This is a genomic window from Melioribacteraceae bacterium 4301-Me (assembly GCA_041538185.1).
GTDB classification, from domain to species: Bacteria; Bacteroidota; Ignavibacteria; order Ignavibacteriales; family Melioribacteraceae; genus Pyranulibacter; species Pyranulibacter aquaticus.
On record JBGORM010000002.1, the window covers coordinates 449848 to 474207 of the forward strand.

Sequence of the window (24360 nt, forward strand, 5' to 3'; positions counted from 1 at the left end):
AAATTCTGACTTAAGTCAAAGTTATTTATGGGTGAAGAGAATAAATTACAATTACAATAAAAATTGAGGATGGCCATGTTTACTACAGTGCGGTATTTCATAAAGACAAGTGTTATTTTTCTTATACTTGGAATTCTTACCGGGTTGTACATGTCCCTAGCAAAGTATGTACTAAACACAATTTATACGCAAGAATTAGTTTCAGCACATACGCATATAATTCTTGTCGGTTCAGTAATGATGATGATAATGGGGGTGGCTTTATGGTTTTTCCCGAGAGCTGAAAAAGATGACAAAAAGTATAACCCAAATCTTATTTTAATAACTTATTGGATGATGACAATTTCGACTTTAGTAAGATTTATATTTCAAGTTATAGCTGGGTTTGTATATATCACATGGCTTAATTATGTCATTTCTTTGGCTTCATTGTTTCAGGTTATTGCAATGATTCTTTTTTTCTATTCAATGTGGGGTAGGATTAGACCGGTTGGTAGTCAATATAGAGAAGCAAAAGGAGAAAAATTTTAGCTGGAATAATTTTTAAAGAAAATATAGACCTATTTGCTTTTATCATTATATTAAACCAAAAGGAGAAATTTTGGTTAAAAAATTCTTTTTCAATTAATAAAAGTATTATTGCGTAAAAACGTTGAATTCATTAAAATAATTTGTCATTAGGTAAATCATTTTCTGATGAATTTTATAGCTGTATTTGTGAGTTTAATAAAGAGTCTGCCGGTACCGGACTTAAACCAACGTTCTCTTTTACGAGCATCAGAGAGAGGAGAACTTCTCGTGATAAATTAATTTCCAATTAGTACCTCTTTTAGTCCAAAAAGGGATATGGTCATTATGTTGTTGAAGACGATTCTGGAGATTGGTAGTAGAACCAACATAGATGTGTCCTTGTTGACTTCGAATAATATAGACAAAAGGCATAAGAAAAAAATAAAGATAATAGAACTTAGTAGCGGGGGTAGGACTTGAACCTACAACCTTCGGGTTATGAGCCCGACGAGCTACCAATTGCTCCACCCCGCGATGTAGTTTACAATTTTGTTTTAAGAACACATTAAAAAGTCGTTGACAAATATATTAAACCATTTATAATCTTACAAATTTCATTTTTAGATTAACTAAGGAACTTGATAGTTAACTTTCTATTCACAATATTCGTATAAAACTAAATTCATTTGAAATGCTGAAATCACTTCTAATTAAGGATTACGCTCTAATAGAAAACATTGAAGTTGAGTTTGGTAGTGGACTGAACATAATCACAGGTGAAACTGGAGCGGGTAAATCAATATTAATTGATGCAATGGGTCTGTTGTTGGGTGAGCGAGCTTCAAATGATGTGGTTAGGAAAGGTGCCTCTAAATCAATTGTTGAGGGTATCTTTGAAATACAAAAGAATAAAAAAGTTATCAAACTTCTTGAAGAAAATGGGATTGAGAGTAATGCTGAATTAATTGTAAGAAGGGAAATATCGTTAAAGGGCTCTAACAGGTGTTTTATTAACGATACTCCTGTTACACTTAATTTGATTAAAGATATAGGTAATTTACTAGTTGATCTTCACGGTCAACATGAACATCAATCACTATTAAGAGTTGAAACTCATATTGAAATGCTTGATGAGTTTGTTAATCTCGATAATTTACTTGATGAATTTGAAAAACTTAAGAATCAATTAGAAATATTGCTTAAAGAATATCGTGAACTCCTTCAAAAAGAAAGGCTTCTGAAAGAAAAAAAAGAACTTTACGAGTTTCAGATTAAGGAAATTGATGAGGTTTCTCCACAATTAGATGAAGAAGACAGTTTAGAAAGCGAATTAAAAATATTAGAGAATTCAGAAAAATTAATTGAGCTAACAGCTGATGTTTACAATACTCTTTATGAAGAGGATGGTTCGATCTATGATAAAATTGTAGAGGTAAAAAATAAGCTAAATCAGTTGGGTAATATTGATAAAGTTTTTTTAGAAAGATTAGGTGAGTGTGAATCTGCATTAGCATTATTAAATGATGTTTCTCATTTTGTCCGGTCTTATAAGGAGAAAATAAATCTTGACCCTGCAAGACTAGAAGAAATACGCAGACGGTTAAGTGAATTTAATTTACTCAAAAAAAAATATGGTGGTACTATTAGGAATGTTATAGACCACAGAAAAAAGATAGGTGAAGAGTACCAATTAGCTGAAAATTTTTCTGTAAAAATTAATGAGCTAGAAAAGGAAATTACAAGCCTTAGGAAACTATGTGGAGTAGCAGCTAATAAATTGTCTGTAGAAAGAAAGAAGGCGGCTGACAAAATAAAAAAGGCAGTAGAAATAGAATTGCAAAGTTTGGGAATAAATGAACCAAATTTTGAGGTAAAAATTTCGCAATTTGTAGCTGATGAAAACTCAAATTATGTTATTATTGGGGACAAAAATTATAAATATAATGAAAGAGGAATCGACGAAGTAGAATTTTTTATTTCCACAAACTTAGGCGAAGATCCTAAACCATTAGTAAAAGTGGCTTCAGGGGGAGAAGTATCAAGAATAATGCTTTCTTTAAAATCTGTACTTGCTAAATCCGAACGTTTGCCAATTTTAATTTTTGATGAAATTGATACTGGGGTAAGTGGAAGAATAGCTCAAAAAGTTGGCGCTGCTTTGAAGTCATTATCTGCCTATCATCAAGTTATTGCTATAACACACCTGCCACAGATAGCTGGTCTTTCTGATTTTCACTTTGCTGTTGAAAAAATAAAATTGAAAGATAGAATGGTCAGTACTATACGTAAAATTACCGACGATGAAAAAATTAGGGAAGTAGCTAAATTATTAGCTGGCGAAACAGTGACTGAGTCTGCTATTAAAAGTGCAAAAGAACTGATTAATTCTCGCTAAAAGTGTTTTGTATCATAAATTTATTTTTAGATTTTTATAAAATTTAGACGAAATTATTTTATACTTGGAGGAAAAAATGAAACTTAAGCTAATTGTTCTTTCTGCAATTTTATTTTCATCTCTTACTAATTCACAAACCTTAGACGAAACATTGTCAAATTTATCGCAGACTGCAGGTACAGCTTATGTTAAGCCTGTCATCTCTGCTTTTGGTTCTAATTTAAATTCTGGTTGGGTATCGCAACTTCCTGAACCAATATTGCTTGGTTTTCATATCGATTTGAAGATAATCGGCATGGGTTCTTTTTTTAGTAAAGATGATAAAAATTTTTCAGTTTCTGGAACGTTTCGTTTCACTTCAGACCAAATAGACCTTATTCTCCAGAATTCGGGATATTCACCACAAAGCATAGGTCAGTCAAATTATAATCAACTTAAAAGTGACTTTGCAAAACAAAAATTTGATGTTCAATTCTCCGGTCCTACTATAATTGGAAGTAAAAACGACTTCCTGAAAATAAAATTTCCCGGAAAAGATTTTCAATCAGGCAATACTACTTACAAACTTAATTCATATGAAGTGGCAGTAGAAGATGTAAAAGGATTTTTAGATGAAATACCAGCTTTTCCTACAGCAGCAGCTCAGCTTACTTTAGGTACAATTGCTGGGACAAATATTTCATTTAGATATTTCCCTAATATTGATATTAAAGATATGGGAAAGTTTAGCTTCTGGGGTGCCGGTGCGTTACATAATCCCGGTGTTTGGTTTAACAATCCTTTGCCGCTTGATGTAGCTATTGGTTATTTTTATCAACAATTAAAAGTAGGTGATATTTTTGAAAGCCATGCTTCAGAGTTTGGATTGTTTATCGGTAAAACAATCGGTGGTCTATTTGCCATTAAACCATACGCTGGAGCTACATTTGAATCTTCTAAAACTACAGTAAAATATGAGTATCAAGAAATTCAATATATTAATGATACACCAATAAACGTTAATGTTCCAATTAAATTTGAGCTGGATGGAAACAACAATATTGGACTTTTAGTTGGTGTGCTTTTCAAATTGGCCGCGATAAATATTAATGTAGATTATAAAGCGGCTAATACCAATACTGTGAGTGCAGGAGTTTCATTGGGCTGGTAAAAGCTCGATTTTCTTGAAGCTGTATAAATATTGCTTGGGCTTGCCGACTATTAATTAACTTTTACTAAAGGTAAGCAATTTTAAATCCAAGTTTAAAATTAAAGTCTTATTTGTTATTGTAATACAATTAAAGGGTTCATGGTAGCTGTGGATTTTTTCAGATTGCTCTTCATTTTTTTTCTATGAATTTCCTTTTCGTGCAGAATAAATTTATTTTCTCTTTCGTTATTTTAAAAACAAGAGATTATTTAATTCCATTTTACAAATTTGAGCAAGCTAATAATTTCTAATGAAAGAACTTGCTATCTATATTCATATTCCTTTTTGTGACCATAAATGTATTTATTGTGACTTCTATTCTATTGTTTCCTATCAAAATGTTTTGAGTTATTTATATCATCTTAAAAAAGAAATTGAATTTTACTCTAAGTCATTTTGTGATGAATATAAAGTTATATCTATTTATTTCGGCGGAGGAACACCCTCATTTATGGAGCCAAGTTATATTGAACAGCTTATTTCTTTTTTAAAACAAGAATTTAATATTAACTCAGAAATGGAAGTTACACTGGAAACAAATCCTGGGACTGTAAATACTAATAAACTTAGTGAATTTAGAAAGATAGGTATTAACAGATTAAGCATTGGTGTGCAATCTTTCAACGACGATGAATTAAAATTTTTAACAAGAATTCATGATAGCAGCACTGCTGTGCAAACAGTTATAGAGGCAAATAACTGTGGCTTTGAAAATATCAGCATAGATTTGATTTTTAATTTGCCTAATCAAACATTATTAAAATGGGGGAAAAACTTACAGCGAGCTGTTCAACTTCCAATTAAACATATTTCTGCATATAGTCTAATTTTAGAAAAAGGAACTATATTAAACAAAATGGTCTTAGATGGAAAAGTAAATTTGCAAGATGCTGACTACGACGCAGAATTGTACGAGTTTACAATAGATTTTTTGCAAGAAAATGGATTTAACCAGTATGAAGTTTCCAATTTTTCAAAACCTTCTTTCGAATGTATCCATAACAATGCTTATTGGCATTACAAAAATTATTTAGGTCTAGGGACCTCAGCACATTCTTTTATTGAAGGGAAACGATGGTGGAATTATTCTAGTTTGACTTTTTACAGTAAAGCAGTAAATGAAAAAGGCCATGCAAAAATTGGAGAGGAAATTTTAACTCAAAAAGAAAAAACTGAGGAATTTGTTATGTTATCGCTTAGAAGTAGTGGTTTGGATATTGAGCTATTAAAAGAATACTATGACTCATCATGGTATGTGCGAAATCAAAGTTATATTCAAATGCTAATGCAAGATGGATATTTATTACAAAAAGGGAACTCCTTTAAGTTGACTAAAAAAGGATATGCTGTTTGTGACGAAATTATTTCTAAATTTCATTAACTAAAGGAAATATATATGCTTAGAATAAAACTACATTGGCAAATTTTAATAGGCTTATTAGTTGGCATCTTTTGTGGATTATTTTTAACTAATGATGTTAAGTATATAACATGGCTGGGTGATTTATTTCTTAGAGCATTAAAAATGGTGATAGTGCCACTTGTTTTTAGTTCAATTGTTTCAGGTGTAACTAACATTGGCAGCGGAGAAAATTTAGGACGGTTGGGATTAAAAACAATTTTGTATTATGTATCAACAAGCTTGTTTGCAATACTAACAGGATTATTTTTAGTTAATTTACTTCAACCAGGGGTGGGTGCTGATCTTGGTTTTACTAAGCAAGTAGAAGGTTTAGCTATCGCTAAAGAGTCTTTTGGCAAAACTTTGTTAGAAATTGTACCAACAAATGTATTCCAATCTTTTACTGAATCTCAAATGCTGCAAATAATTTTCTTTGCAATAATTTTTGGTTTCTTTATTACGAAGGTAGATTTAAAATATCAATCAAATTTAACTGATTTTTTTAATTCTACTTTTGAAGTAATGATGAAAATTACGCTTTTTGTGATAAAATTCACTCCTTTAGGTGTATTAGGCATAGTTGCTGGGGTTGTAGCTGAACAAGCTGGTGATAAAGCAGCGCTATTGGATATTGTAGGCAGGCTCGGATTATACATGATTTCAGTTTTGCTTGGCTTGTTTATACATGCTTTCATTACTTTACCCTTAATATTAAGGATAGTTGGCAAAGTTAATCCCTTAAAGCATTTTCAGGCAATGGCAACACCATTAATTACTGCTTTTACAACTTCATCTTCAAATGCAACATTACCATTAACAATGGAAGCCGTCGAGGACAACTCTGGTGTATCAAATAAAATTACCTCCTTTATGCTTCCGCTCGGTGCAACGGTGAATATGGATGGAACAGCTTTGTATGAATGTGTTGCTGCAATATTTATTGCACAAGCCTACGGAATTCATCTTGGGTTTGTTCAGCAAGTAATAGTTGTTGTTACAGCCTTACTTGCTTCAATTGGTGCAGCCGGTATTCCAATGGCTGGCTTGGTAATGATTACTGTGGTGCTGTCTGCTGTAGGCTTGCCGCTTGAAGGAGTTGGTCTTATATTAGCTGTTGATAGAATATTAGATATGTGCAGAACTACAGTTAATGTTTGGAGCGATAGCTGCGGCGCCGTAGTTGTGGCTAAATCCGAAGGCGAAAAATTAAAAGTCTAATTGTTAGTTAAAAAAATTATTTTTACCTCAAAAAACATAAAGGGTTACAACCATGAAAGAGAAAAATAATTTATTATTGCCACTTTCTATTTTATCAGCGGCTATTTTAATTTCGGTGATTATTTTTTCTTTAGTATGGAAATCAGCTAAAAGTGCACAGCAAACTATTACTGTTACCGGTTCGGCAAAACAAGAAGTAACTTCTGATTTAGCGATACAACGAGGAACTATACAAGGTACTAATAAAGACAGAAAATTAGCTTATCAACAGCTTCAACAAGCAGTTCCTGTTTTGCTTAAATTCTTAGAAGCAAAAGGTTTTAAGAATGATCAAATTGAACTACTAACTATTAATGGCTATCCAGTATACGAAACGGCGCCAAACGGCACAATGACACAAAATATATCTCATTATGTTTATTCTCAAAGATTTCAAATTACATCCAAAGATGTTGACAAAATTAAAGATCTTTCGTTAACACTTAGTTCTTTGGTAGAAAAAGGGATTGATGTTAATGTCGAAATGCCTGAGTATTTATATTCCAAGATTGACGAATTAAAAGTTGCTATTCAAGCTGCAGCAGCTAAAAATGCAAAAGAGCGGGCAGAAAAAATTGCAGAGGCTACTGGAAGGTCACTAGGTCCACTAAGAAGCGCAAGAATGGGAGTTATTCAAATTACACCCAAAAATTCAAATTTAGTCTCAGACTACGGAATAAATGATAACACCTCAATTGTTAAAGATATTACAGCTGTTGTTTCTGCAGCCTTTGAAATAAATTAAATCCAGATTTTTTACAAGAAAATTACTCTTAGAGCTGCTAAACAATAGCTAATTCTAATTAACTTGAAAAACTTATCCATTTTTGAAATTTAATTACCAAAATATTTTAAGTAATATTGAATTCTGTTATTTGCTTATTCTTATTATTTATTATAAATTTTGCATATCAATTCGCCCCTTGTGGGCGATTTTTGTTTGTGTAAAATGGAAAAACAAGATTTATTACAAAAATTTGAAGCCGTAGTTAATTCGCTAAATTATCTTTTTATTGATTTAAGAGTGCGGGGCGACTCTAAATTAAAAATAATAGAGTTATTTGTCGATAACGAAAAAGGAATTACTTCTGAAGATTGTACTATTATTTCAAAAGAGATTAAAGCTACAATAGAAAAATATGGTTTAATAGAGTCGGATTATAGATTGGATGTATCATCACCCGGGGTTGATCGTCCTCTTAAATACCTTGAACAGTACAAAAAACATCTAAACAGAAAATTTGAACTGGAGTACATGGAAAACGAACAATTGCACGACTTTGTTGGCAGACTAATAAATATAACCGGTAATCAGCTATCTTTTAGTAATAAACAAGGAGAAATAAAAATAAATTTTGACAATATTAAGAAAGCAAGAGTCTTAATAAGTTTTTGATAATGGAGGAAAATAATAAATGAACGCAGAAATAGTAGAATCGTTTGCACAAATGGTTCGCGAGAAAAGTCTTGATAAAGATGTTCTCGCTGGTATAATAGAAGAAATTTTTGGTGTGCTTGTAAAGAAAAAGTACGGGCCAAACGCTAAATACGATGTTGTGGTTAATATGGATAAAGGCGATATAGAAATTTTCTTCGAAAGGACAGTAGTAGAACATGTTACTGACCCTAACTTAGAAATAAGCATTGATGAACTGAACGCAAAGGGAAATCCTGATGAACTAGAAGTCGGCGATGAATATGTAGAGAAAATTGAATTAAACCAGTTTGGCAGACGATTGATTAATTTAGCACGACAAAGTCTAAATCAAAAAATCAGAGAAATAGAAAAAGACATTGTTTACAGCGAATACCGCGAAATGTTAGGTGAAATAGTAGTAGGAGACATTTACCAAGTTAGGAAAAACGACGTGCTCGTTAATCATAATAAAAATGAATTAGTACTGCCAAGAAGTGAACAAATACCTAAAGAAAAATATCGTAAAGGAGATACAATTAGAGCAGTTATTAAAGAAGTTAAAAAAACTCCTAACGGACCTCTTATCATTATTTCGCGTGCCGATAATTTATTCTTACAAAGGCTTTTTGAAATAGAAATCCCTGAAATATACGATGGAATTATAGAAATTAAAAGAATAGCTCGCGAGCCTGGCGAACGTGCTAAAGTAGCAGTTGAATCTCAAGATGCACGAATAGATGCTGTTGGTGCTTGTGTCGGCATGAAAGGTGTTAGAATTCATGCTATAGTGAGAGAACTAAATAATGAAAATATAGATGTTATAAATTACTCTGATGACCCTGTTCTTTTTATTCAAAGAGCACTTTCACCTGCTAAATTAAAACAAATTGAGATTGATGAGGCAAATAAAAAATGTGTGGTTACAGCAGAAAGTGACCAAATCTCTAGTATAGTCGGTAGAAATGGTGTTAATATTCGTTTAGCTATTAAGCTGACTGGTTACGATATTGAAATAATTCGTGAAGAAAAACCATTTGAAGAATATGAAGATGATATTGAGTTAGTTGAACTTAAGGAGGAGTTGGGTAGCGATATAGTTGAATTGCTCATTAATAATAGATACGATACAGCTGTGGAAGTTTTATCTGCTGGTGTTGATAAACTAAAAGAAATTAAAGGAATAGATGAACAAAAAGCTCAAGAAATTATAGAAATAATTAAAAATCAATTTGAAGAAGAGGAATAGCTGCTTTTTCACTTTTGAGGTGATAAGAGTAGTTGTAGTATAGTACAACAAAATGGATTATTATGAGTGAAACTACAAAAGAGAAAAAATTACGTCTTTACAAATTTGCAGCTGAAGTAAATCTGTCCACAGAATCTTTAGTTGAATTTCTGCGGAAAAAAGGCTACGATGTTAAATCCCACATGTCTTTATTGACGGATGAAATGGTGGCTGCTATCCATGCTCATTTTAAAAAAGATATTGAAAAAGCTGAAAAGCATTACAAGAAAATTTCCGAGTTTCAGAAAAAAAGAGGTGAACTTTCAGAAATTGAAGCTTCTGTTAGTCAAAAAACCTCCGAAAAAATTGAGAGCGCAGAGAAGATAGATAAAACTGAACAGCCTCAAGAAAAAGTTTTAGAGGTAATAGAGAAGGAAAAAGAGGAAAAAGAACCTGAAGAACAAAAACCAGTCGAAGTATCTTCTGAAACTACAGTTGAAGAAGCTCGCTCTTTTAAAACCGATTCTGAACTTAAATTGGCTGAAAAGAAAAAGGGACTTACAATTGTTGGCAAAATTGAACTAGAAAAAAGGGAAAAAGAAAAAACTTTAGAAAAGCCAGAGGAAAAAGTAGAAAAGCAAATTGAAGAAATTAAACCAGAGCAGCTTGTAAAACAACAAGATACGCAGCCTTTAACTGCCGAGGCTGAACAAGATGAAGGAGAGAGAAAAAAGAAGAAAAAGAAGAAAATTTTAAAAGCTAAGAAAAAATCAAAATCAATTGAAGAAAAAGATGAAGCTAATATTTCCAAGAAAAAAAGAAAAATAAAACGTCTTGAAATAGATAAAAAAGAAGTCGATGAAGCCATAAAAAGAACTTTGCTTAGTATGGATGAGTCCGTAATAGGTGAAAGAGCATTAATTAGAAAGAAAAAAAGGAAAGAAAAGCAAATAATTCAGGAAAAGATTTTAGAAGAAAAAAATAAAGAGAAAACCACACTAAAGGTTACGGAATATATAGCAGTTAACGAACTTGCAAATTTAATGGGCGTGCCTGTAGCAGATGTTATACAGAAATGCATTGGACTTGGCTTAATGGTTTCAATTAACCAGAGGTTAGATGTTGAAACGATTACTTTAGTAGCTGATGAATTTGGTTTTAATATTGAACTTCAAGAAGAGTATAAATCTGAACTTGAAAATGAAGCAGAAGAAGATGAAAAAATGCTTCAGCCTCGTCCACCAGTTGTAACTATTATGGGACATGTCGATCATGGGAAAACGTCCTTGCTTGATTATATAAGAAGATCTAATGTGGTTGCAGGCGAAGCTGGTGGTATTACACAACACATAGGTGCATATAAGGTTGTTTTAGATGACGGCAAAGAAATTACATTTTTAGATACACCTGGACACGAAGCATTTACGGCAATGAGGGCCAGAGGTGCAAAAGTAACAGATATTGTTGTTTTAGTAGTAGCTGCAGACGATGCAGTAATGCCTCAAACTATTGAAGCAATTAATCATGCTCAGGCTGCTAATGTACCAATAATTGTAGCAATCAATAAAATTGATAAACCGGGCGCTAATCCGGAAAAAATTAGACAACAATTATCTGAAAGAAACATTTTAGTTGAAGACTGGGGTGGAAAATATCAGTGCGTTGAAATTTCTGCAAAGAAAGGATTAAATATTGACCAATTGTTAGAAAAAATTATTCTTGAAGCAGAAATGCTGGAACTGAAAGCTAATCCTAATAGATCTGCTAGAGGAACAGTTATTGAGTCTCAGTTGGATAAAGGACGAGGAGTAACTGCTACAGTCCTTGTTCAAAAGGGTACTTTAAGGATTGGTGATCCTTTTATTGCAGGCGTTTCGTTTGGAAGAGTAAGGGCTATGTTAGATGAAAGAAACAATAAAGTAACAGAAGCTAAACCATCAACACCTGTTCTTGTATTAGGCTTTGAAGGAATACCACAAGCAGGTGATAGCTTTATTGTTGTGAACTCAGAAAGAGAATCCCGTGAAATTGCTCTTAAACGTCAACAGTTAAAACGAGAGCAAAATCACCGTCAAGTACGTTTGATTACTTTAGATGAAATTGCAAGTCAAATCAGCAAAGGTGGTGTAAAAGAATTGCCAATTATTGTTAAAGGTGATGTCGATGGTTCTATAGAAGCTCTGTCGGATTCTTTGATGAAATTATCTAATCAAGAAGTAATAGTGAGAGTTATTCATAAAGGCGTTGGCGCAATTAGCGAGGGTGATGTGCTGCTTGCCGCTGCTTCTAATGCTGTAATTATAGGATTTCATGTTCGACCTAATACTAATGCTAGAAAATTGGCTGAAGCCGAAAATGTAGAAATTCGGCTTTATAACGTGATTTACGATGCTATTAATGAAGTTCGCTCCGCTCTTGAAGGTATGCTTTCTCCAGTTGTATCTGAGGAATTAACGGGTACATTAGAAGTTAGACAAATATTTAAAGTGCCAAAAGCTGGTACTGTTGCAGGTTGTTATGTACAAGATGGGAAAATATCCAGGACCAATAAAATTAGATTGTTTAGAGACGGAATTGTAATTTATGAAGGTGAACTTTCCTCTCTGAAACGATTTAAAGATGATGTTAAAGAAGTTGATCAAGGATATGAGTGCGGACTTACAATTTCTAATTTTAATGATATCAAAGTCGGCGATATTATTGAATCTTATAAAATTGTAGAAACAAAAAAGAAATTATAGCTATGACCCCAAGAAGAGTAAGTAGAGTTGCTAGCTTAATTAAAGAAGAGCTTAGTTTAATTTTTCTTCATAAAATACAAGACCCGCAATTAGGTGTTATTACTATTACAAATGTTAAAGTTAGTGCCGATTTGCGTTATGCTAAGGTCTATATATCAGTCTATGATAAAAAAAATAGAAATGCACTACTAGATAAAGTAGACGAATTAAAAAGCATGATTAGAACCGAACTTGCCCACAGAATTACAATTAGATTTGTGCCAGAGCTGAACTTTTTTATAGATGATACAAATGACTACGTTGAAAGAATAGAAGATATTTTTAAAGAAATTCATAAAAATGATAACTAATAAAAGCAAATTGGAAATAATGCCAAATTTTCAAGAAGGTGAAACTATACTAATTGATAAAGAATTAGGCAGCACTTCTTTTGATGTGGTCTATAAAATCCGAAAAATTACTAAAGTCAAAAAAGTTGGGCATGCTGGTACGTTAGACCCTCTTGCAACAGGTTTGCTGATTATTTGTACAGGGAAAATGACTAAACAAATTTCTCAGTATTCTAACTTGGACAAAACTTACACAGGAATTATTACACTTGGAAAAACCACGCCCTCATTTGACTTGGAAACTGAGTTTGATTCAGAAAAACCATTAGATGATATTAAGGTTGATAACATATATCAAGCACGTAAAGAATTTTTAGGTGCTGTTAAACAGCAACCGCCTATTTATTCTGCAATTAAACATAAAGGGAAAACACTTTATAGCCTTGCAAGAAAAGGAATTGATGTCGAAAGGCAACCAAGAGAAGTTTTTATTTCAGAGTTCGAAATTCTTAATATAGATTTGCCCGACATTTATTTTAAAATCACGTGTTCTAAAGGAACTTATATAAGAGCATTGGCAAATGATTTTGGAAAAGTACTTGGCTGCGGAGCTTATCTAAAGAAACTTAGAAGAATTAAAATTGGTGATTTTCTTGTGAGTGATGCTTTAAGTGTAGATGGATTCAAAAAAATGATTAATCAATTTTTAGAACTAAATTATGAAAATATACTCCGATACAGTTAATATAAATAATAATACCATAAGATATGTGGTAACCGTCGGTACTTTTGATGGATTGCATATTGGCCATATGAAAATTATTGACTCTGTTGTTAGGAAAGCTCAAAGTGTTAATGGCCAATCTGTACTTGTAACTTTTGAGCCGCATCCACGACTGGTGTTGTCTAAAGATTACAATATAAAGCTGCTTACTACCTTTGATGAAAAAAGAAAATTATTGCAAGAGGCAGGAATTGATAATTTGATAGTGATTAATTTCACAAAACAGTTTTCGCAATTATCATCAGAAGAATTTATTTATCATTATATAGTGCAAAAAATAGGTGCACAGCACATGATAATAGGATACGACCATAAATTTGGGAAAGATAGAAACGGTGATGTCAACAAACTAAAACAATTAGGTGAAAAATGGAATTTTAGTGTTACTTCAGTGCCACCAGCAAAAATTAATGGTGAAATAATTAGCAGTACTTTAATTAGAAATGCATTGAATGATGGAGATATTGAAAAAGCTAATTTATTTCTCGGTAGAGCATATTCATTTTCTGGTACGGTTGTCGAAGGTGTCAAAAGAGGTAGAACTTTAGGATTTCCTACAGCTAATATTCATCTTAACAACGAAATGAAATTAATTCCCAAGCGAGGAGTTTATTTTTGTAGCGTTAAGTTAATGAACGAAAATTTATATGGACTGATGAACATTGGCATACGCCCTACGTTTGAAAATAAAAAAGAATTAGTAATTGAAGTGCACATTCTTAATTTTAATGATGATATATACGGACAAGAATTGGAAATTGATTTGATAAAAAGAATAAGAGACGAAAAAAAATTCGAATCAAAAGAACAATTGGTTAATCAAATTGAAAATGATAAAAAACAAGCTTTAGAGTATATAAACGTTTTAATTAATTAATTCCGGTTAAATAAACTGGAGTTGAATTGTATAATAATAAAAGGAGTGAAAAATGTCTTTAACAAAAGAAGAAAAAGCACAAATAATTAAAAAATTTGGTAAGAATGAAAAAGATAGCGGAACTGTTGAGGTTCAGGTTGCAATACTTACCGAAAGAATAAATAGATTAACAGAACACTTTAATTCTCATGCAAAAGACCATTCTTCCCGCAGAGGATTAATGCAATTAGTAGGCAAGAGAAGAAGACTTTTAGATTATCTTGCTGAAAAAGATATTAATCGATATAGAAATATTATCAAAGAACTAAATATTAGAAAATAAGAGGTGTATTTAATGCTGTATAAAAAAGAAGTTGAAATTGGCGGTAAGAAATTAATTTTTGAAACAGGAAAATTAGCTAAACAGGCTAACGGCGCAGTTACCGTTCAATACGGTGAGACTGTTGTGTTGGTTACTGCTGTAGCCGGAGAACTTAAAGAAGATGTTGATTTTCTTCCACTCTCAGTTGAATATAGAGAAAAATCATTCGCTGCTGGTAAAATTCCCGGAGGTTTTTTCAAACGTGAAGGTAAACCATCGGATAAAGAAATATTAAGCGCACGATTAATTGATAGACCAATTAGACCATTGTTCCCGGATAATTATTTTAATGAAACACAAGTTGTTGCTTTTGTCTATTCTTATGATAACGAAAATGATGCTGATGTTTTGGCAGCATGCGCTGCTTCTGCGGCATTGACAATCTCCGATATACCTTTTTTAGGTCCTATTGGAGAAGTAAGAGTAGGAAGAGTAAATGGACAATTTTTAATTAATCCTACTTACTCTCAAATTGAAGAAAGCGATCTTGAGCTGGTGGTTGCTGGTACCGAAAGTTCAATAATGATGGTTGAAGGCGAGGCAAAGGAAATTTCAGAAAATGATTTGCTTGAAGCATTGAAGTTTGCCCATGGTGAGATAAAAAAGATTGTACAGGTTCAAAATGAACTGCGAGAAATTTGTGGTAAACCTAAAATGGAAATCCAAGAAAATCAAATCGATGAAAATTTGCTTAACGATGTAAACATCTTAGCTTATGATAAAATGAAAGAACTTGTTGCTACTGTTCTTTCGAAGGAGGAAAGGAGTAAAAAGAATAAAGAGCTAACCGAATATGTGGTTAATTTGTTAAATGAAAAATATCCAGAATCTGAAAAGAAAATAAAATTAATTTTGCATGATATAGAAAAAGAATTGATGAGAAAAAGAATTCTAGAAGAAGGTTTGCGTTTGGATGGAAGAAAAACAAACGAGATACGACCGATAAGTATTGAACTTGGAATTCTTCCCAGACCACATGGAACTGCTCTTTTTACTCGCGGTGAAACTCAAAGTTTAACTACACTTACATTAGGCACTAAAGGAGATGAACAAATCATCGACGGATTGCAAACTGAATATAAAAAAAGATTTTTGCTTCATTACAATTTCCCCCCCTTCAGCGTTGGCGAAACTGGTAGGTTTAGTGGACCAGGTAGAAGAGAAGTGGGACATGGAAACTTAGCTGAAAGGTCGCTAAAGTATGTTATTCCACCTGAAGATAAATTCCCTTACATAATTAGAATTAATTCTGATATTCTTGAATCTAATGGTTCTTCTTCGATGGCAACAGTTTGTGCGGGTTCACTTGCATTGATGGATGGCGGAGTGCCAATAAAATGTGCAGTTGCCGGCATTGCAATGGGGTTGATAAAAGAGGGTGATAAATATTCTATACTTTCTGATATTCTTGGAAATGAAGACCACTTAGGCGATATGGATTTTAAAGTTGCGGGCACCGAAAATGGAATTACTGGTTTTCAGATGGATATAAAAATACAAGGTATATCTTATGAAATTATGGAAAAAGCCCTTCAGCAAGCCAAAGAGGGCAGACTCCATATTTTAAAAATTATGAATGAATCAATATCTCATTCACGCGCTAATATTTCAAAATTTGCACCTTCTATATTAATGACAAAAATTAGCCCAGATAAAATAGGTTCTGTAATTGGTCCAGGCGGTAAGGTTATCCAAAAAATACAAAAAGATTTTAACGTTGAGATTGTTATTGATGAGGATGGTACAGTTAATATTTCTGGACAAGATGCTGCACTTGCCAAAGAGGCACGCGAGTATATAAAATGGTTAACAGCAGATCCTGAAATTGGTAAAACTTATGATGGAAAAATTATTAAGATAACTGACTTCGGCGCTTTTGTTGAAATTTTGCCTGGTATTCAAGGTTTACTTCATATTTCCCAAATTGATAATAAAAGAATTAATAAAGTTTCGGATGTTCTAAAAGAGGGCGATTCAGTTAAAGTAAAATTAATTGGTATAGAAAATGGGAAGTACAGTTTATCAAGGAAGGTTTTGTTGAACGAGAAAACTGAAAAAGAAACAGCTGCTAATTAAATTACTATCTATCTTAATTTTAGTTCTTTTTTAGAATAGGCATTGTATGAGAATCGGAAACCTTGATTTAGGAAACAAACTTATTTTAGCCCCAATGGCTGAGGTTACCGATTCTTCTTTCAGAAAAATTGCTAAAGAATTTGGTGCCGGATTAACCTTTACCCAAATGGTTAATGCTGAAGGAGTAGTGAGAAATCATTTTGGCACTTTAAAACTTCTTTCTTTTAACCGCAGCGAAAAGCCCATCGGAGTGCAAATACTCGGTAATGAACCGGAAATAATTGGTGAATCTGTAAAAGAAATTTCAAAGTTCAATCCTGATATTATTGACCTAAATTGCGGCTGTCCTGTTGAAAAGGTTGTAAACAAAAAAATGGGCAGTGCTCTTTTAGATGATTTGAATTTGCTTGGCAAGCTTATTAGAAAGATGAAAGATAACTCAAACGGCATTCCAATTTCTATCAAAGTCAGACTTGGAAAAGATAGAAATCATATTAATATAATAGATACAGTAAGAACAGCACAAGACAACGGGGCTGATGTTGTTTTTGTGCATGCAAGAGCGCGTACTGATAAATATAACCAAGAGCCAAATTGGGAATGGGTTAAAAGGCTTAAAGAACAATTCGAAATTAATATTGTTGGGAATGGTTCAGTCTTTACGCCTCAACAAGCCAAAGACCTTATTGAAAGTACCGGTGCTGATTCTATAATGATTGCACGCGGCGCTTTAGGGAACCCGTTCATTTTTTCACGTTATGATCATTTAGTTCAATATGGAGAAGACCCAGGTGCAGCAGATATTCTAACCGTAAAAAACACTATACTTAGGCATTTAGATTATTTGGTTAATGACTTGGGTGAGTTTTGGTCATTGGATAAAGCAAAAAAAAATGTTATTTGGTATTTCCACTATTTCAATGGTGTTAAATTTATTTTAGATAGAATTTTCGCTTTAAATTCTATAAGCGAGATAAAAGAATTGGTAAATGAGCATTCATATAATTTGCTGAATTATAAGTATGAATATGATGACTTGTCTATAAACCATAAAAAATTTAAAAGGAAGGTGCTTTTTTGGTTGAATGAAATTAAGGAGGAAGTTACTTCAGAAGTTAACTAAAAAAGCCACAAAAAGAGATTGAAATGATTAAAGAAATTATTATTAGTTCATCTACTACTCAAAATAGAGTAGCAATTACAGAAGATGGTAATTTGGTCGATTTCTTTGTTGACCATTCCGAAAAGCAAAGAATGGTAGGCGATATTTATCTTGGTAAAGTTGCACGAGTATTGCCTGGCATTAGAGCTGCTTTTATTAATATCGGCTTAAAGCACGATGCATTTTTGCATTTCTCTGATATAGGAGATCGTTTAGAAGCTTTACAAGGAATTTTTGAGGAAGATGATGAAGAGACTTACGATGAAGAATCAACTGAAATTTCATCGGAAAATAATAATGTAGTAGTGCAACCCCATCCCAAAAAAGAAAAATTAGAAACTACCCAAAAAGAAATACCAAAATTGCATAAAGGTCAGGAAATTTTAGTACAGATTATTAAAGAACCTGTTAAAGATAAAGGTGTTCGAGTTACATCTTCGATTTCTATTCCAGGTAGGTTTTGTGTTCTTCTCCCTTTTGACAATAAAATTGGTGTATCGAAAAAAATTACCGACGTAAGAGAAAGAAAAAGATTAAGGAAAATTGCACGAGAAATTATTCCAGAGAATTGTGGACTTATCATTAGAACAGCTGCGAAAGACCAATCTGAAGAAACTCTTGCCGGTGACTTGAGGTATCTTGTAAAAAATTGGAAGGAAATTGAAGAAGAAGCTAAGAATAGCAATCCACCTGCATTGCTTTACAAAGACTTGAGTACAACAATTAGTGTAATAAGGGATTTGTTTACGCCGGATGTTTCTAAAGTTTTTGTCGATTCAAAAAAATTGTACCGTGAAATAAGAAATTACGTTGAATTCATACAGCCTGAGTTGTTAGACAGAATTGAACTTTATAAAAGTGAGCAGCCTATATTTGAGGCATTTAAAATTGATGAGCAGATTAAAGCCTTAATGGGCAGAAAAGTTCCTTTACCAAGCGGCGGACATATTGTTATCGAACACACCGAAGCTATGGTAGTTATTGATGTTAACAGCGGTAGATATGCAGCTAAAAAAGAACAAGAACTAAATTCTCTTAAAACTGACCTTGAGGCTGCAAGGGAAATTGTTAGACAACTTAGATTGAGAGATATCGGCGGTTTGATAGTGGTAGATTTTATTGACTTAGAAGAAGAAAAAAACCGCAAGAAAGTTTATGATGAGATGAAAAAAGAATTTAAAAAAGACCGCGCTAAAACTGCTATCCTTCCTATGACTGAATTTGGATTGATGCAAATTACAAGGGAACGTGTACGTGAAAATATCATTCAATCTATGTTTGAAGTTTGCCCGTTCTGTCAAGGAACGGGACTTTTAACTAAAAAGACTCATATTATTCATGAAATAGAAAAATGGCTGCAACGTTATAGTATTGAAGGCAAAAAATATAAATCGCTTACTATTAGAGTACATCCTAGCTTAGCAGAAGTGCTAAAGCAGGGTTTTATCTCTATGATTACAAAAATTCAGCTTAAGTACTTCATAAAAATTAAACTGGAAGAAGATGAGAAAATTAACCCGCAGATTTTTCAGGTATTTTCAACAAAGACAGGAGAAAATTTAACACAAGCATATTTATAAAAATCAATTACTTTTTTTGAATATTATTTATAATATTGAAATCACATAAATTTTATAAGATTGCATTCAATGCAATGTAAGTAAAGGAGGTATAATGAAATTTTTTATTGACACAGCTAATTTAGAACAAATCAAAGAAGCTGCCACATTAGGTTTGGTGGATGGCGTTACCACTAATCCTTCTTTAGTTTCTAAAGAGGGAAAAAATTTTAGAGAACTGCTTGATGAAATTGTTAAAGTTGTTGATGGACCTATTAGTGCTGAAGTTGTATCCACTGATTACAATGGAATTCTTAAAGAAGCTTTTGAATTGTCTAAGATACATAAAAACATAGTTGTTAAGGTGCCATTGATTAAAGAAGGAATTAAAGCAGTTAAAAAGCTTTCTGATGAAGGCGTTAAAACTAATGTTACTTTATGTTTTTCTCCTTCACAAGCAATTTTAGCTGCAAAAGCAGGAGCAACTTATATTAGTCCCTTCGTTGGCAGATTAGACGATATTAGTACTAATGGCATGGATTTAATACGACAAATAGTTCAGATATACAAAAATTATAGGTTTAAGACTCAGGTTTTGGTGGCGAGTGTTAGGCACCCACTGCATTTAGTTGAAGCTGCATTAATTGGTGCAGATGTTGCAACTATGCCTTATGATGTTATCATGAAGTTATTTAATCATCCTCTCACTGATATTGGATTGAATAAATTTTTAAGTGATTGGGAAAAATTACAGAAATAATTTTTATGAAATACACAAAACTTTACAATATTCACCAAAAATTAGGCGCTAAGATTGTGGACTTTGCTGGATTCAAAATGCCAGTTCAATATTCTTCAATTATAGCAGAACATAAAGCCGTTAGAAATTCTGTGGGAGTTTTTGATGTTTCTCACATGGGAGAAATTTTTATACGCGGCAGCAAAGCATTAGAATTTGTTCAATTTATTACGATTAACGATGCATCTGTGCTTTACAATGGAAGAGTTCAATATTCCGCTATGTGCTATGAAGATGGTGGCATAGTTGATGACCTCCTTGTTTACCGCATTAATGAAAAGGAATTTTTGTTTGTAGTTAATGCAGCGAATAAAGATAAAGATCTCAATTGGATGAAAAAGAACAATAATTTTGAAGTGGAAATTTCAGATGAAAGTGATGAGTACTCTTTGTTAGCGGTCCAAGGTCCAAACTCTAAAGAAGTTGTTCAAAGTGTATGTGAAAGAGCGGTTGACTTGGAATATTATCATTTTTTCTTTGCAAAGGTTGCCGGTGTTGATATGATAGTTTCACGAACAGGTTATACAGGTGAGTTAGGCTATGAACTCTACTTTAAGGGTAATGAAACAGTAGCTGAAAAAGTTTGGAACACAATTTTTGATGCAGGTAAAAAATTTGATATTCAACCAGCAGGTTTAGGTGCAAGGGACTCACTTCGCTTAGAAATGGGCTATTGTTTATACGGCAATGATATTGACCAAACTACAAATCCTCTTGAAGCTGGACTTGGTTGGATTACTAAACTCAAGAAAAATAATTTTATTGGTAAAGGCGCTTTAATCAAAATTAAAAATGAGGGATTAAAACGCCGACTGGTCCCCATCATTTCTGAAGAGAAAGCGTTTCCTCGACATGGCTATGAGCTGACTATTGATGGCCAAAAAGTGGGTAACGTAACAAGTGGTACTGTAAGTCCTATTTTAGACAAAGCAATAGCTCTTGGATATGTTGATTTTAAGTACGCATCGGAAGGCAATAAAATTAATTTTCTAATTAGAGGAAAAGAAATTCCAGCAGTAATTACTAAACTTCCTTTTATAAAGAAGTAAAAATGAAAGTAAACGTATTTTTTTCCCCAGCTAATGTGGATGAATTATTTTTTAGTGGCAAAACTACAGTTGTTATTGATGTTTTGAGGGCAACTACAGTTATAACTACTGCTTTGCATAATGGAGCGCGCGAAGTTATTCCTGTTAATACTGTCGATTTTGCTATGAAAGTTTCAGGAAGTGCATTCGGTGGACAAACAATTCTTGGTGGTGAAAGAAATACTAAAATGATTGAAGGCTTTAATATAGGTAATTCACCTCTTGAATATAATGCGGAAACAGTAGCAGGTAAGTCAATTATTTTGTATACTACTAATGGTTCTAAAGCAGTTGTTAAAGCTAAATTTTCAGAGAACCTTTTTGTTTGTTGTTTTAATAATCTTTCTGCTATTGTTAAACACTTATTTAATCTTGATAAAGATTTTTTAATTCTTTGCGCAGGAAATTCAGGAGCATTTTCCTTAGAAGATACAATTTGTGCCGGCAGATTAGTAAATGATATGCTTGAGATAAATAGTTCCATAGAGATTTCAGATTCTGCAAAAGCAGCAGTAGCTTTGAATAAAACATTTGGTAAAAATATTCTTAAGATGCTCAAAGAATCGGAACATGGGCAACTGCTTATACAAAATGGTTTTGCAGATGACTTAACCTATTGCGCAAATGTGGATTCAATTGATATTATTCCATATTATTCTACTGGTGTAATAAAAAAAATGATAGTTCAATAAAAGATGAACTATATTAACAATGGCTTCAAGAAAAAAATTAAAAGTAGTAAAAGAAAATACTTCCAATAGCAATTATTTTATTATATCAATAGAGAAAAAGAAAAAAATATTTGCAATTTTTCTAATTGTATTTGCTCTTTTAATATTTCTAAGCATACTCTCTTATTCAAGATTTGATGACGCTAATTTCTCATACAAGATTACAGACTTAATTAAAGTATTTTCTTCCAATCCAGAAATTGCAGCAAAAGCAAGTTCTACTCATAACTGGTTAGGCATTTTTGGTGCTTTTATCTCCAATTTTTTTATTCATGCAACCTTGGGCTACTTTTCAATTGTATTCCCAATCATCATGTTTATTTGGGGCTACTCGATTTTACGTTCCCAGAATTATAGAGCTGCTATCTACCTGTCTAACTTTTTAATTATTATGGGTGTGCTTTTAGCAACATTTTTTGGCATGCTGAGATTTACACCCGAAATCAGTTTATTTACTGATACCTTTGAACTCTCCGGTAATACTGGTGCGTTCTTAGGAAAAGCAATTGGAAAATTATTTGGTGGTTTAGGAAGTATAATTTTTCTTTCTGCAGCAATTTTTATTACTCTTTTAATCGCTTTTGATATTAAAATAACTAAAACTCTTGAATTTATAAAAAGTATATTTGTACACGAAGATAGTAACGATGCTGAACCTATAAAAATTAAAGCTCCTGTTGAAGAAAAAACTGAAGACAATCTTGAAAAAATTAAAGAACTTAGGAGAGAAAGCAGATTAAAATCCCTCTTTGAAAGCAAAAAAAGTAAAGAAGGATTGGCAAATGAAGAAGAAGCTGGTACAAAAATTAAGATTATAAAAAATGTCGATACCGATAAAATAATTGAGCCTTATTTAGAAGAAGAACTGGATAAGCCAAAAGAAAAGAAACAGAAAACTATAGCTGAAGATCAGATTGTACCTGAGATTGATAAAGATGAAGAAGCGAAACTGCCTGAGCAGTGGGAAGAGGAGATTGATTATGTATTTCCGAAGTTAGACCTATTAACAATGCCTGAAGATGAAGAAGTTAAAATTCATGAAGAAGAGTTAAAACGGAATGCTGAGTTATTAAAAGAGAAACTTTCATTGTTTGACATTCAAATTGAAGATATAACTGTAACCCCTGGTCCAGTGGTAACACTTTATGAAATTGTACCCTCACCTGGAGTTAAAATAAGCAGAATTGTTAGTCTTGAGCATGACATTGCATTAGCATTAGCAGCACGTGGAATAAGAATTATTGCTCCAATTCCTGGTAAAAGTGCAATAGGTGTAGAAATTCCAAATGCTGAAGCTTCACTTGTTAGAGCAAGATCAGTTATTGGAAAACTAAAAGAAGCAAAAGCTGAGCTCCCCTTAGCACTTGGGAAAACAATTTCTGGTGAAGTTTATATAACTGACCTTGCAAAAATGCCTCATTTATTAATTGCTGGTTCTACTGGTTCTGGAAAAAGCGTTGGTATAAACATGATTATAAACAGCTTAATTTTTTCCAAGCATCCTTCAGAGGTTAAATTTGTAATAATCGATCCAAAGAAAATTGAATTGTCCTTTTACAAAAAATTAAATAAACATTTTTTAGCAATATCTCCGGATATTGAGGAAGAGATAATTACATCTCCCTCTTATGCTCTTTTAGCATTGAAGGCAGTAGAATACGAAATGGAAAAAAGATATGATAAACTCGCAAAAGCAGGAGTTAGAAATATTGTTGATTACAATAAAAAAATCTCAAATCCCAAGACAAGACCTAAAGATACAGATGAAATGAAGCATTATAAGTTGCCGTACATAATAATTATAATTGATGAGCTTGCAGATTTGATGATAACCTCGGGTAAAGAAGTTGAAGAACCAATTGCAAGATTAGCGCAGCTTGCACGCGCAGTTGGAATTCATTTGATTGTTGCTACTCAAAGACCATCGGTTAATGTTATTACTGGTACTATTAAAGCTAATTTTAGTGCAAGAATGGCTTATCAGGTGGCAACTAAAATTGATTCAAGAACAATACTTGATATGAACGGGGCAGAACAACTTTTAGGTGCGGGGGATATGCTCTTTTTACCTGGTGGCGTACCTAAACCAATAAGAATTCAAAATGCTTTTATAAGCACTGAAGAAGTAGAACGAGTTACTAACTTTATTTATGCACAAAAAGGTTTTTCTAAACGATATTTTCTTCCCTCTTTATATGAAAAGAAAAAAGAAGGTGCTGGCGATTACCTTTCAGAACTTGACCCGATGTTTGAAGAAGCTGCTAGGATTGTTGTACGGCATCAACAAGGTTCAGTTTCTCTTCTTCAACGACGCCTTAAACTTGGTTATTCCCGTGCTGCAAGAATTGTAGACCAATTAGAGCAAGCAGGTATTGTGGGTCCTTCTGAAGGCAGCAAAGCAAGAGAAGTTATTGTAGAAAACGAAGAACAATTAGAAACCATATTAAGGTCCTTATAA

Annotated in this window: 21 protein-coding genes and 1 tRNA gene; 20 read left to right on the forward strand and 2 right to left on the reverse strand. The window is 32.7% G+C overall.

Annotated elements, in window-relative coordinates; all coding sequences use genetic code 11:
• The first annotated feature begins 75 nt into the window (after positions 1–75).
• Positions 76–531, forward strand: coding sequence for a cbb3-type cytochrome c oxidase subunit I (locus ABRY23_05360; protein MFA3782477.1), 456 nt, complete (start codon positions 76–78; stop codon positions 529–531).
• A 246-nt stretch (positions 532–777) separates the two neighbouring features.
• On the opposite strand, the gene ABRY23_05365 is transcribed toward ABRY23_05360, so the two are convergent.
• Together ABRY23_05365 and ABRY23_05370 are read right to left on the reverse strand one after the other, a co-directional pair.
• Positions 778–942, reverse strand: a complete 165-nt coding sequence (locus ABRY23_05365; protein MFA3782478.1) for a GIY-YIG nuclease family protein — start codon at positions 940–942, stop codon at positions 778–780.
• A gap of 29 nt (positions 943–971) precedes the next feature.
• A tRNA-Met gene (locus ABRY23_05370) sits at positions 972–1044 on the reverse strand.
• Between the two features lie 157 nt (positions 1045–1201).
• Here ABRY23_05370 and recN point away from each other — a divergent pair.
• The 19 genes from recN (at position 1202) to ABRY23_05465 (ending at position 24360) form a co-directional block, all read left to right on the forward strand.
• Positions 1202–2905 (forward strand): DNA repair protein RecN, encoded by a 1704-nt coding sequence (gene recN / locus ABRY23_05375; protein MFA3782479.1) that lies wholly within the window; start codon positions 1202–1204, stop codon positions 2903–2905.
• Between the two features lie 76 nt (positions 2906–2981).
• Positions 2982–4055 (forward strand): DUF6588 family protein, encoded by a 1074-nt coding sequence (locus ABRY23_05380; protein ID MFA3782480.1) that lies wholly within the window; start codon positions 2982–2984, stop codon positions 4053–4055.
• 289 nt (positions 4056–4344) lie between these two features.
• On the forward strand, positions 4345–5475 hold the full coding sequence (gene hemW, locus ABRY23_05385) for a radical SAM family heme chaperone HemW (protein ID MFA3782481.1): 1131 nt from the start codon (positions 4345–4347) through the stop codon (positions 5473–5475).
• A 15-nt stretch (positions 5476–5490) separates the two neighbouring features.
• Positions 5491–6714 (forward strand): dicarboxylate/amino acid:cation symporter, encoded by a 1224-nt coding sequence (locus ABRY23_05390; GenBank protein ID MFA3782482.1) that lies wholly within the window; start codon positions 5491–5493, stop codon positions 6712–6714.
• Between the two features lie 52 nt (positions 6715–6766).
• Positions 6767–7498, forward strand: coding sequence for an SIMPL domain-containing protein (locus ABRY23_05395; protein ID MFA3782483.1), 732 nt, complete (start codon positions 6767–6769; stop codon positions 7496–7498).
• A 204-nt stretch (positions 7499–7702) separates the two neighbouring features.
• Positions 7703–8149 (forward strand): ribosome maturation factor RimP, encoded by a 447-nt coding sequence (gene rimP / locus ABRY23_05400; protein ID MFA3782484.1) that lies wholly within the window; start codon positions 7703–7705, stop codon positions 8147–8149.
• 19 nt (positions 8150–8168) lie between these two features.
• Positions 8169–9416: a transcription termination factor NusA gene (gene nusA / locus ABRY23_05405; GenBank protein ID MFA3782485.1), complete on the forward strand. Its 1248-nt coding sequence runs from the start codon at positions 8169–8171 to the stop codon at positions 9414–9416.
• A 62-nt stretch (positions 9417–9478) separates the two neighbouring features.
• Positions 9479–12136, forward strand: coding sequence for a translation initiation factor IF-2 (infB, locus tag ABRY23_05410; protein MFA3782486.1), 2658 nt, complete (start codon positions 9479–9481; stop codon positions 12134–12136).
• 2 nt (positions 12137–12138) lie between these two features.
• A complete protein-coding gene (rbfA, locus tag ABRY23_05415; GenBank protein MFA3782487.1) occupies positions 12139–12486 on the forward strand; it encodes a 30S ribosome-binding factor RbfA in 348 nt (115 codons plus the stop codon).
• A complete protein-coding gene (gene truB, locus ABRY23_05420; GenBank protein MFA3782488.1) occupies positions 12476–13210 on the forward strand; it encodes a tRNA pseudouridine(55) synthase TruB in 735 nt (244 codons plus the stop codon). The genes rbfA and truB overlap by 11 nt, the downstream gene beginning before the upstream one ends.
• Complete coding sequence (locus ABRY23_05425; GenBank protein ID MFA3782489.1) at positions 13185–14126, forward strand: bifunctional riboflavin kinase/FAD synthetase; 942 nt, start codon at positions 13185–13187, stop codon at positions 14124–14126. The genes truB and ABRY23_05425 overlap by 26 nt, the downstream gene beginning before the upstream one ends.
• Before the next feature lie 52 nt (positions 14127–14178).
• Positions 14179–14448: a 30S ribosomal protein S15 gene (gene rpsO / locus ABRY23_05430; protein MFA3782490.1), complete on the forward strand. Its 270-nt coding sequence runs from the start codon at positions 14179–14181 to the stop codon at positions 14446–14448.
• 12 nt (positions 14449–14460) lie between these two features.
• Positions 14461–16563 (forward strand): polyribonucleotide nucleotidyltransferase, encoded by a 2103-nt coding sequence (gene pnp / locus ABRY23_05435; GenBank protein MFA3782491.1) that lies wholly within the window; start codon positions 14461–14463, stop codon positions 16561–16563.
• 46 nt (positions 16564–16609) lie between these two features.
• Positions 16610–17686 (forward strand): tRNA dihydrouridine synthase DusB, encoded by a 1077-nt coding sequence (gene dusB, locus ABRY23_05440; GenBank protein ID MFA3782492.1) that lies wholly within the window; start codon positions 16610–16612, stop codon positions 17684–17686.
• A 23-nt stretch (positions 17687–17709) separates the two neighbouring features.
• The gene (locus tag ABRY23_05445; protein MFA3782493.1) at positions 17710–19305 is read left to right on the forward strand and encodes a ribonuclease E/G; all 1596 of its coding nucleotides are present in this window, start codon (positions 17710–17712) and stop codon (positions 19303–19305) included.
• Positions 19306–19399: 94 nt separating this feature from the next.
• Positions 19400–20044, forward strand: coding sequence for a fructose-6-phosphate aldolase (gene fsa / locus ABRY23_05450; protein ID MFA3782494.1), 645 nt, complete (start codon positions 19400–19402; stop codon positions 20042–20044).
• A 5-nt stretch (positions 20045–20049) separates the two neighbouring features.
• On the forward strand, positions 20050–21132 hold the full coding sequence (gene gcvT / locus ABRY23_05455) for a glycine cleavage system aminomethyltransferase GcvT (protein MFA3782495.1): 1083 nt from the start codon (positions 20050–20052) through the stop codon (positions 21130–21132).
• 2 nt (positions 21133–21134) lie between these two features.
• Positions 21135–21863, forward strand: coding sequence for a 2-phosphosulfolactate phosphatase (locus ABRY23_05460; protein MFA3782496.1), 729 nt, complete (start codon positions 21135–21137; stop codon positions 21861–21863).
• A gap of 19 nt (positions 21864–21882) precedes the next feature.
• The gene (locus ABRY23_05465; GenBank protein MFA3782497.1) at positions 21883–24360 is read left to right on the forward strand and encodes a DNA translocase FtsK 4TM domain-containing protein; all 2478 of its coding nucleotides are present in this window, start codon (positions 21883–21885) and stop codon (positions 24358–24360) included.

What these genes read in the sequence shown, in the direction of transcription:
- ABRY23_05360 (MFA3782477.1), top strand. Translation starts at nt 76, where the DNA reads ATGTTTACTACAGTGCGGTATTTCATAAAGACAAGTGTTATTTTTCTT.
- ABRY23_05365 (MFA3782478.1), bottom strand. Translation starts at nt 942, where the DNA reads ATGCCTTTTGTCTATATTATTCGAAGTCAACAAGGACACATCTATGTT.
- recN (MFA3782479.1), top strand. Translation starts at nt 1,202, where the DNA reads ATGCTGAAATCACTTCTAATTAAGGATTACGCTCTAATAGAAAACATT.
- ABRY23_05380 (MFA3782480.1), top strand. Translation starts at nt 2,982, where the DNA reads ATGAAACTTAAGCTAATTGTTCTTTCTGCAATTTTATTTTCATCTCTT.
- hemW (MFA3782481.1), top strand. Translation starts at nt 4,345, where the DNA reads ATGAAAGAACTTGCTATCTATATTCATATTCCTTTTTGTGACCATAAA.
- ABRY23_05390 (MFA3782482.1), top strand. Translation starts at nt 5,491, where the DNA reads ATGCTTAGAATAAAACTACATTGGCAAATTTTAATAGGCTTATTAGTT.
- ABRY23_05395 (MFA3782483.1), top strand. Translation starts at nt 6,767, where the DNA reads ATGAAAGAGAAAAATAATTTATTATTGCCACTTTCTATTTTATCAGCG.
- rimP (MFA3782484.1), top strand. Translation starts at nt 7,703, where the DNA reads ATGGAAAAACAAGATTTATTACAAAAATTTGAAGCCGTAGTTAATTCG.
- nusA (MFA3782485.1), top strand. Translation starts at nt 8,169, where the DNA reads ATGAACGCAGAAATAGTAGAATCGTTTGCACAAATGGTTCGCGAGAAA.
- infB (MFA3782486.1), top strand. Translation starts at nt 9,479, where the DNA reads ATGAGTGAAACTACAAAAGAGAAAAAATTACGTCTTTACAAATTTGCA.
- rbfA (MFA3782487.1), top strand. Translation starts at nt 12,139, where the DNA reads ATGACCCCAAGAAGAGTAAGTAGAGTTGCTAGCTTAATTAAAGAAGAG.
- truB (MFA3782488.1), top strand. Translation starts at nt 12,476, where the DNA reads ATGATAACTAATAAAAGCAAATTGGAAATAATGCCAAATTTTCAAGAA.
- ABRY23_05425 (MFA3782489.1), top strand. Translation starts at nt 13,185, where the DNA reads ATGAAAATATACTCCGATACAGTTAATATAAATAATAATACCATAAGA.
- rpsO (MFA3782490.1), top strand. Translation starts at nt 14,179, where the DNA reads ATGTCTTTAACAAAAGAAGAAAAAGCACAAATAATTAAAAAATTTGGT.
- pnp (MFA3782491.1), top strand. Translation starts at nt 14,461, where the DNA reads ATGCTGTATAAAAAAGAAGTTGAAATTGGCGGTAAGAAATTAATTTTT.
- dusB (MFA3782492.1), top strand. Translation starts at nt 16,610, where the DNA reads ATGAGAATCGGAAACCTTGATTTAGGAAACAAACTTATTTTAGCCCCA.
- ABRY23_05445 (MFA3782493.1), top strand. Translation starts at nt 17,710, where the DNA reads ATGATTAAAGAAATTATTATTAGTTCATCTACTACTCAAAATAGAGTA.
- fsa (MFA3782494.1), top strand. Translation starts at nt 19,400, where the DNA reads ATGAAATTTTTTATTGACACAGCTAATTTAGAACAAATCAAAGAAGCT.
- gcvT (MFA3782495.1), top strand. Translation starts at nt 20,050, where the DNA reads ATGAAATACACAAAACTTTACAATATTCACCAAAAATTAGGCGCTAAG.
- ABRY23_05460 (MFA3782496.1), top strand. Translation starts at nt 21,135, where the DNA reads ATGAAAGTAAACGTATTTTTTTCCCCAGCTAATGTGGATGAATTATTT.
- ABRY23_05465 (MFA3782497.1), top strand. Translation starts at nt 21,883, where the DNA reads ATGGCTTCAAGAAAAAAATTAAAAGTAGTAAAAGAAAATACTTCCAAT.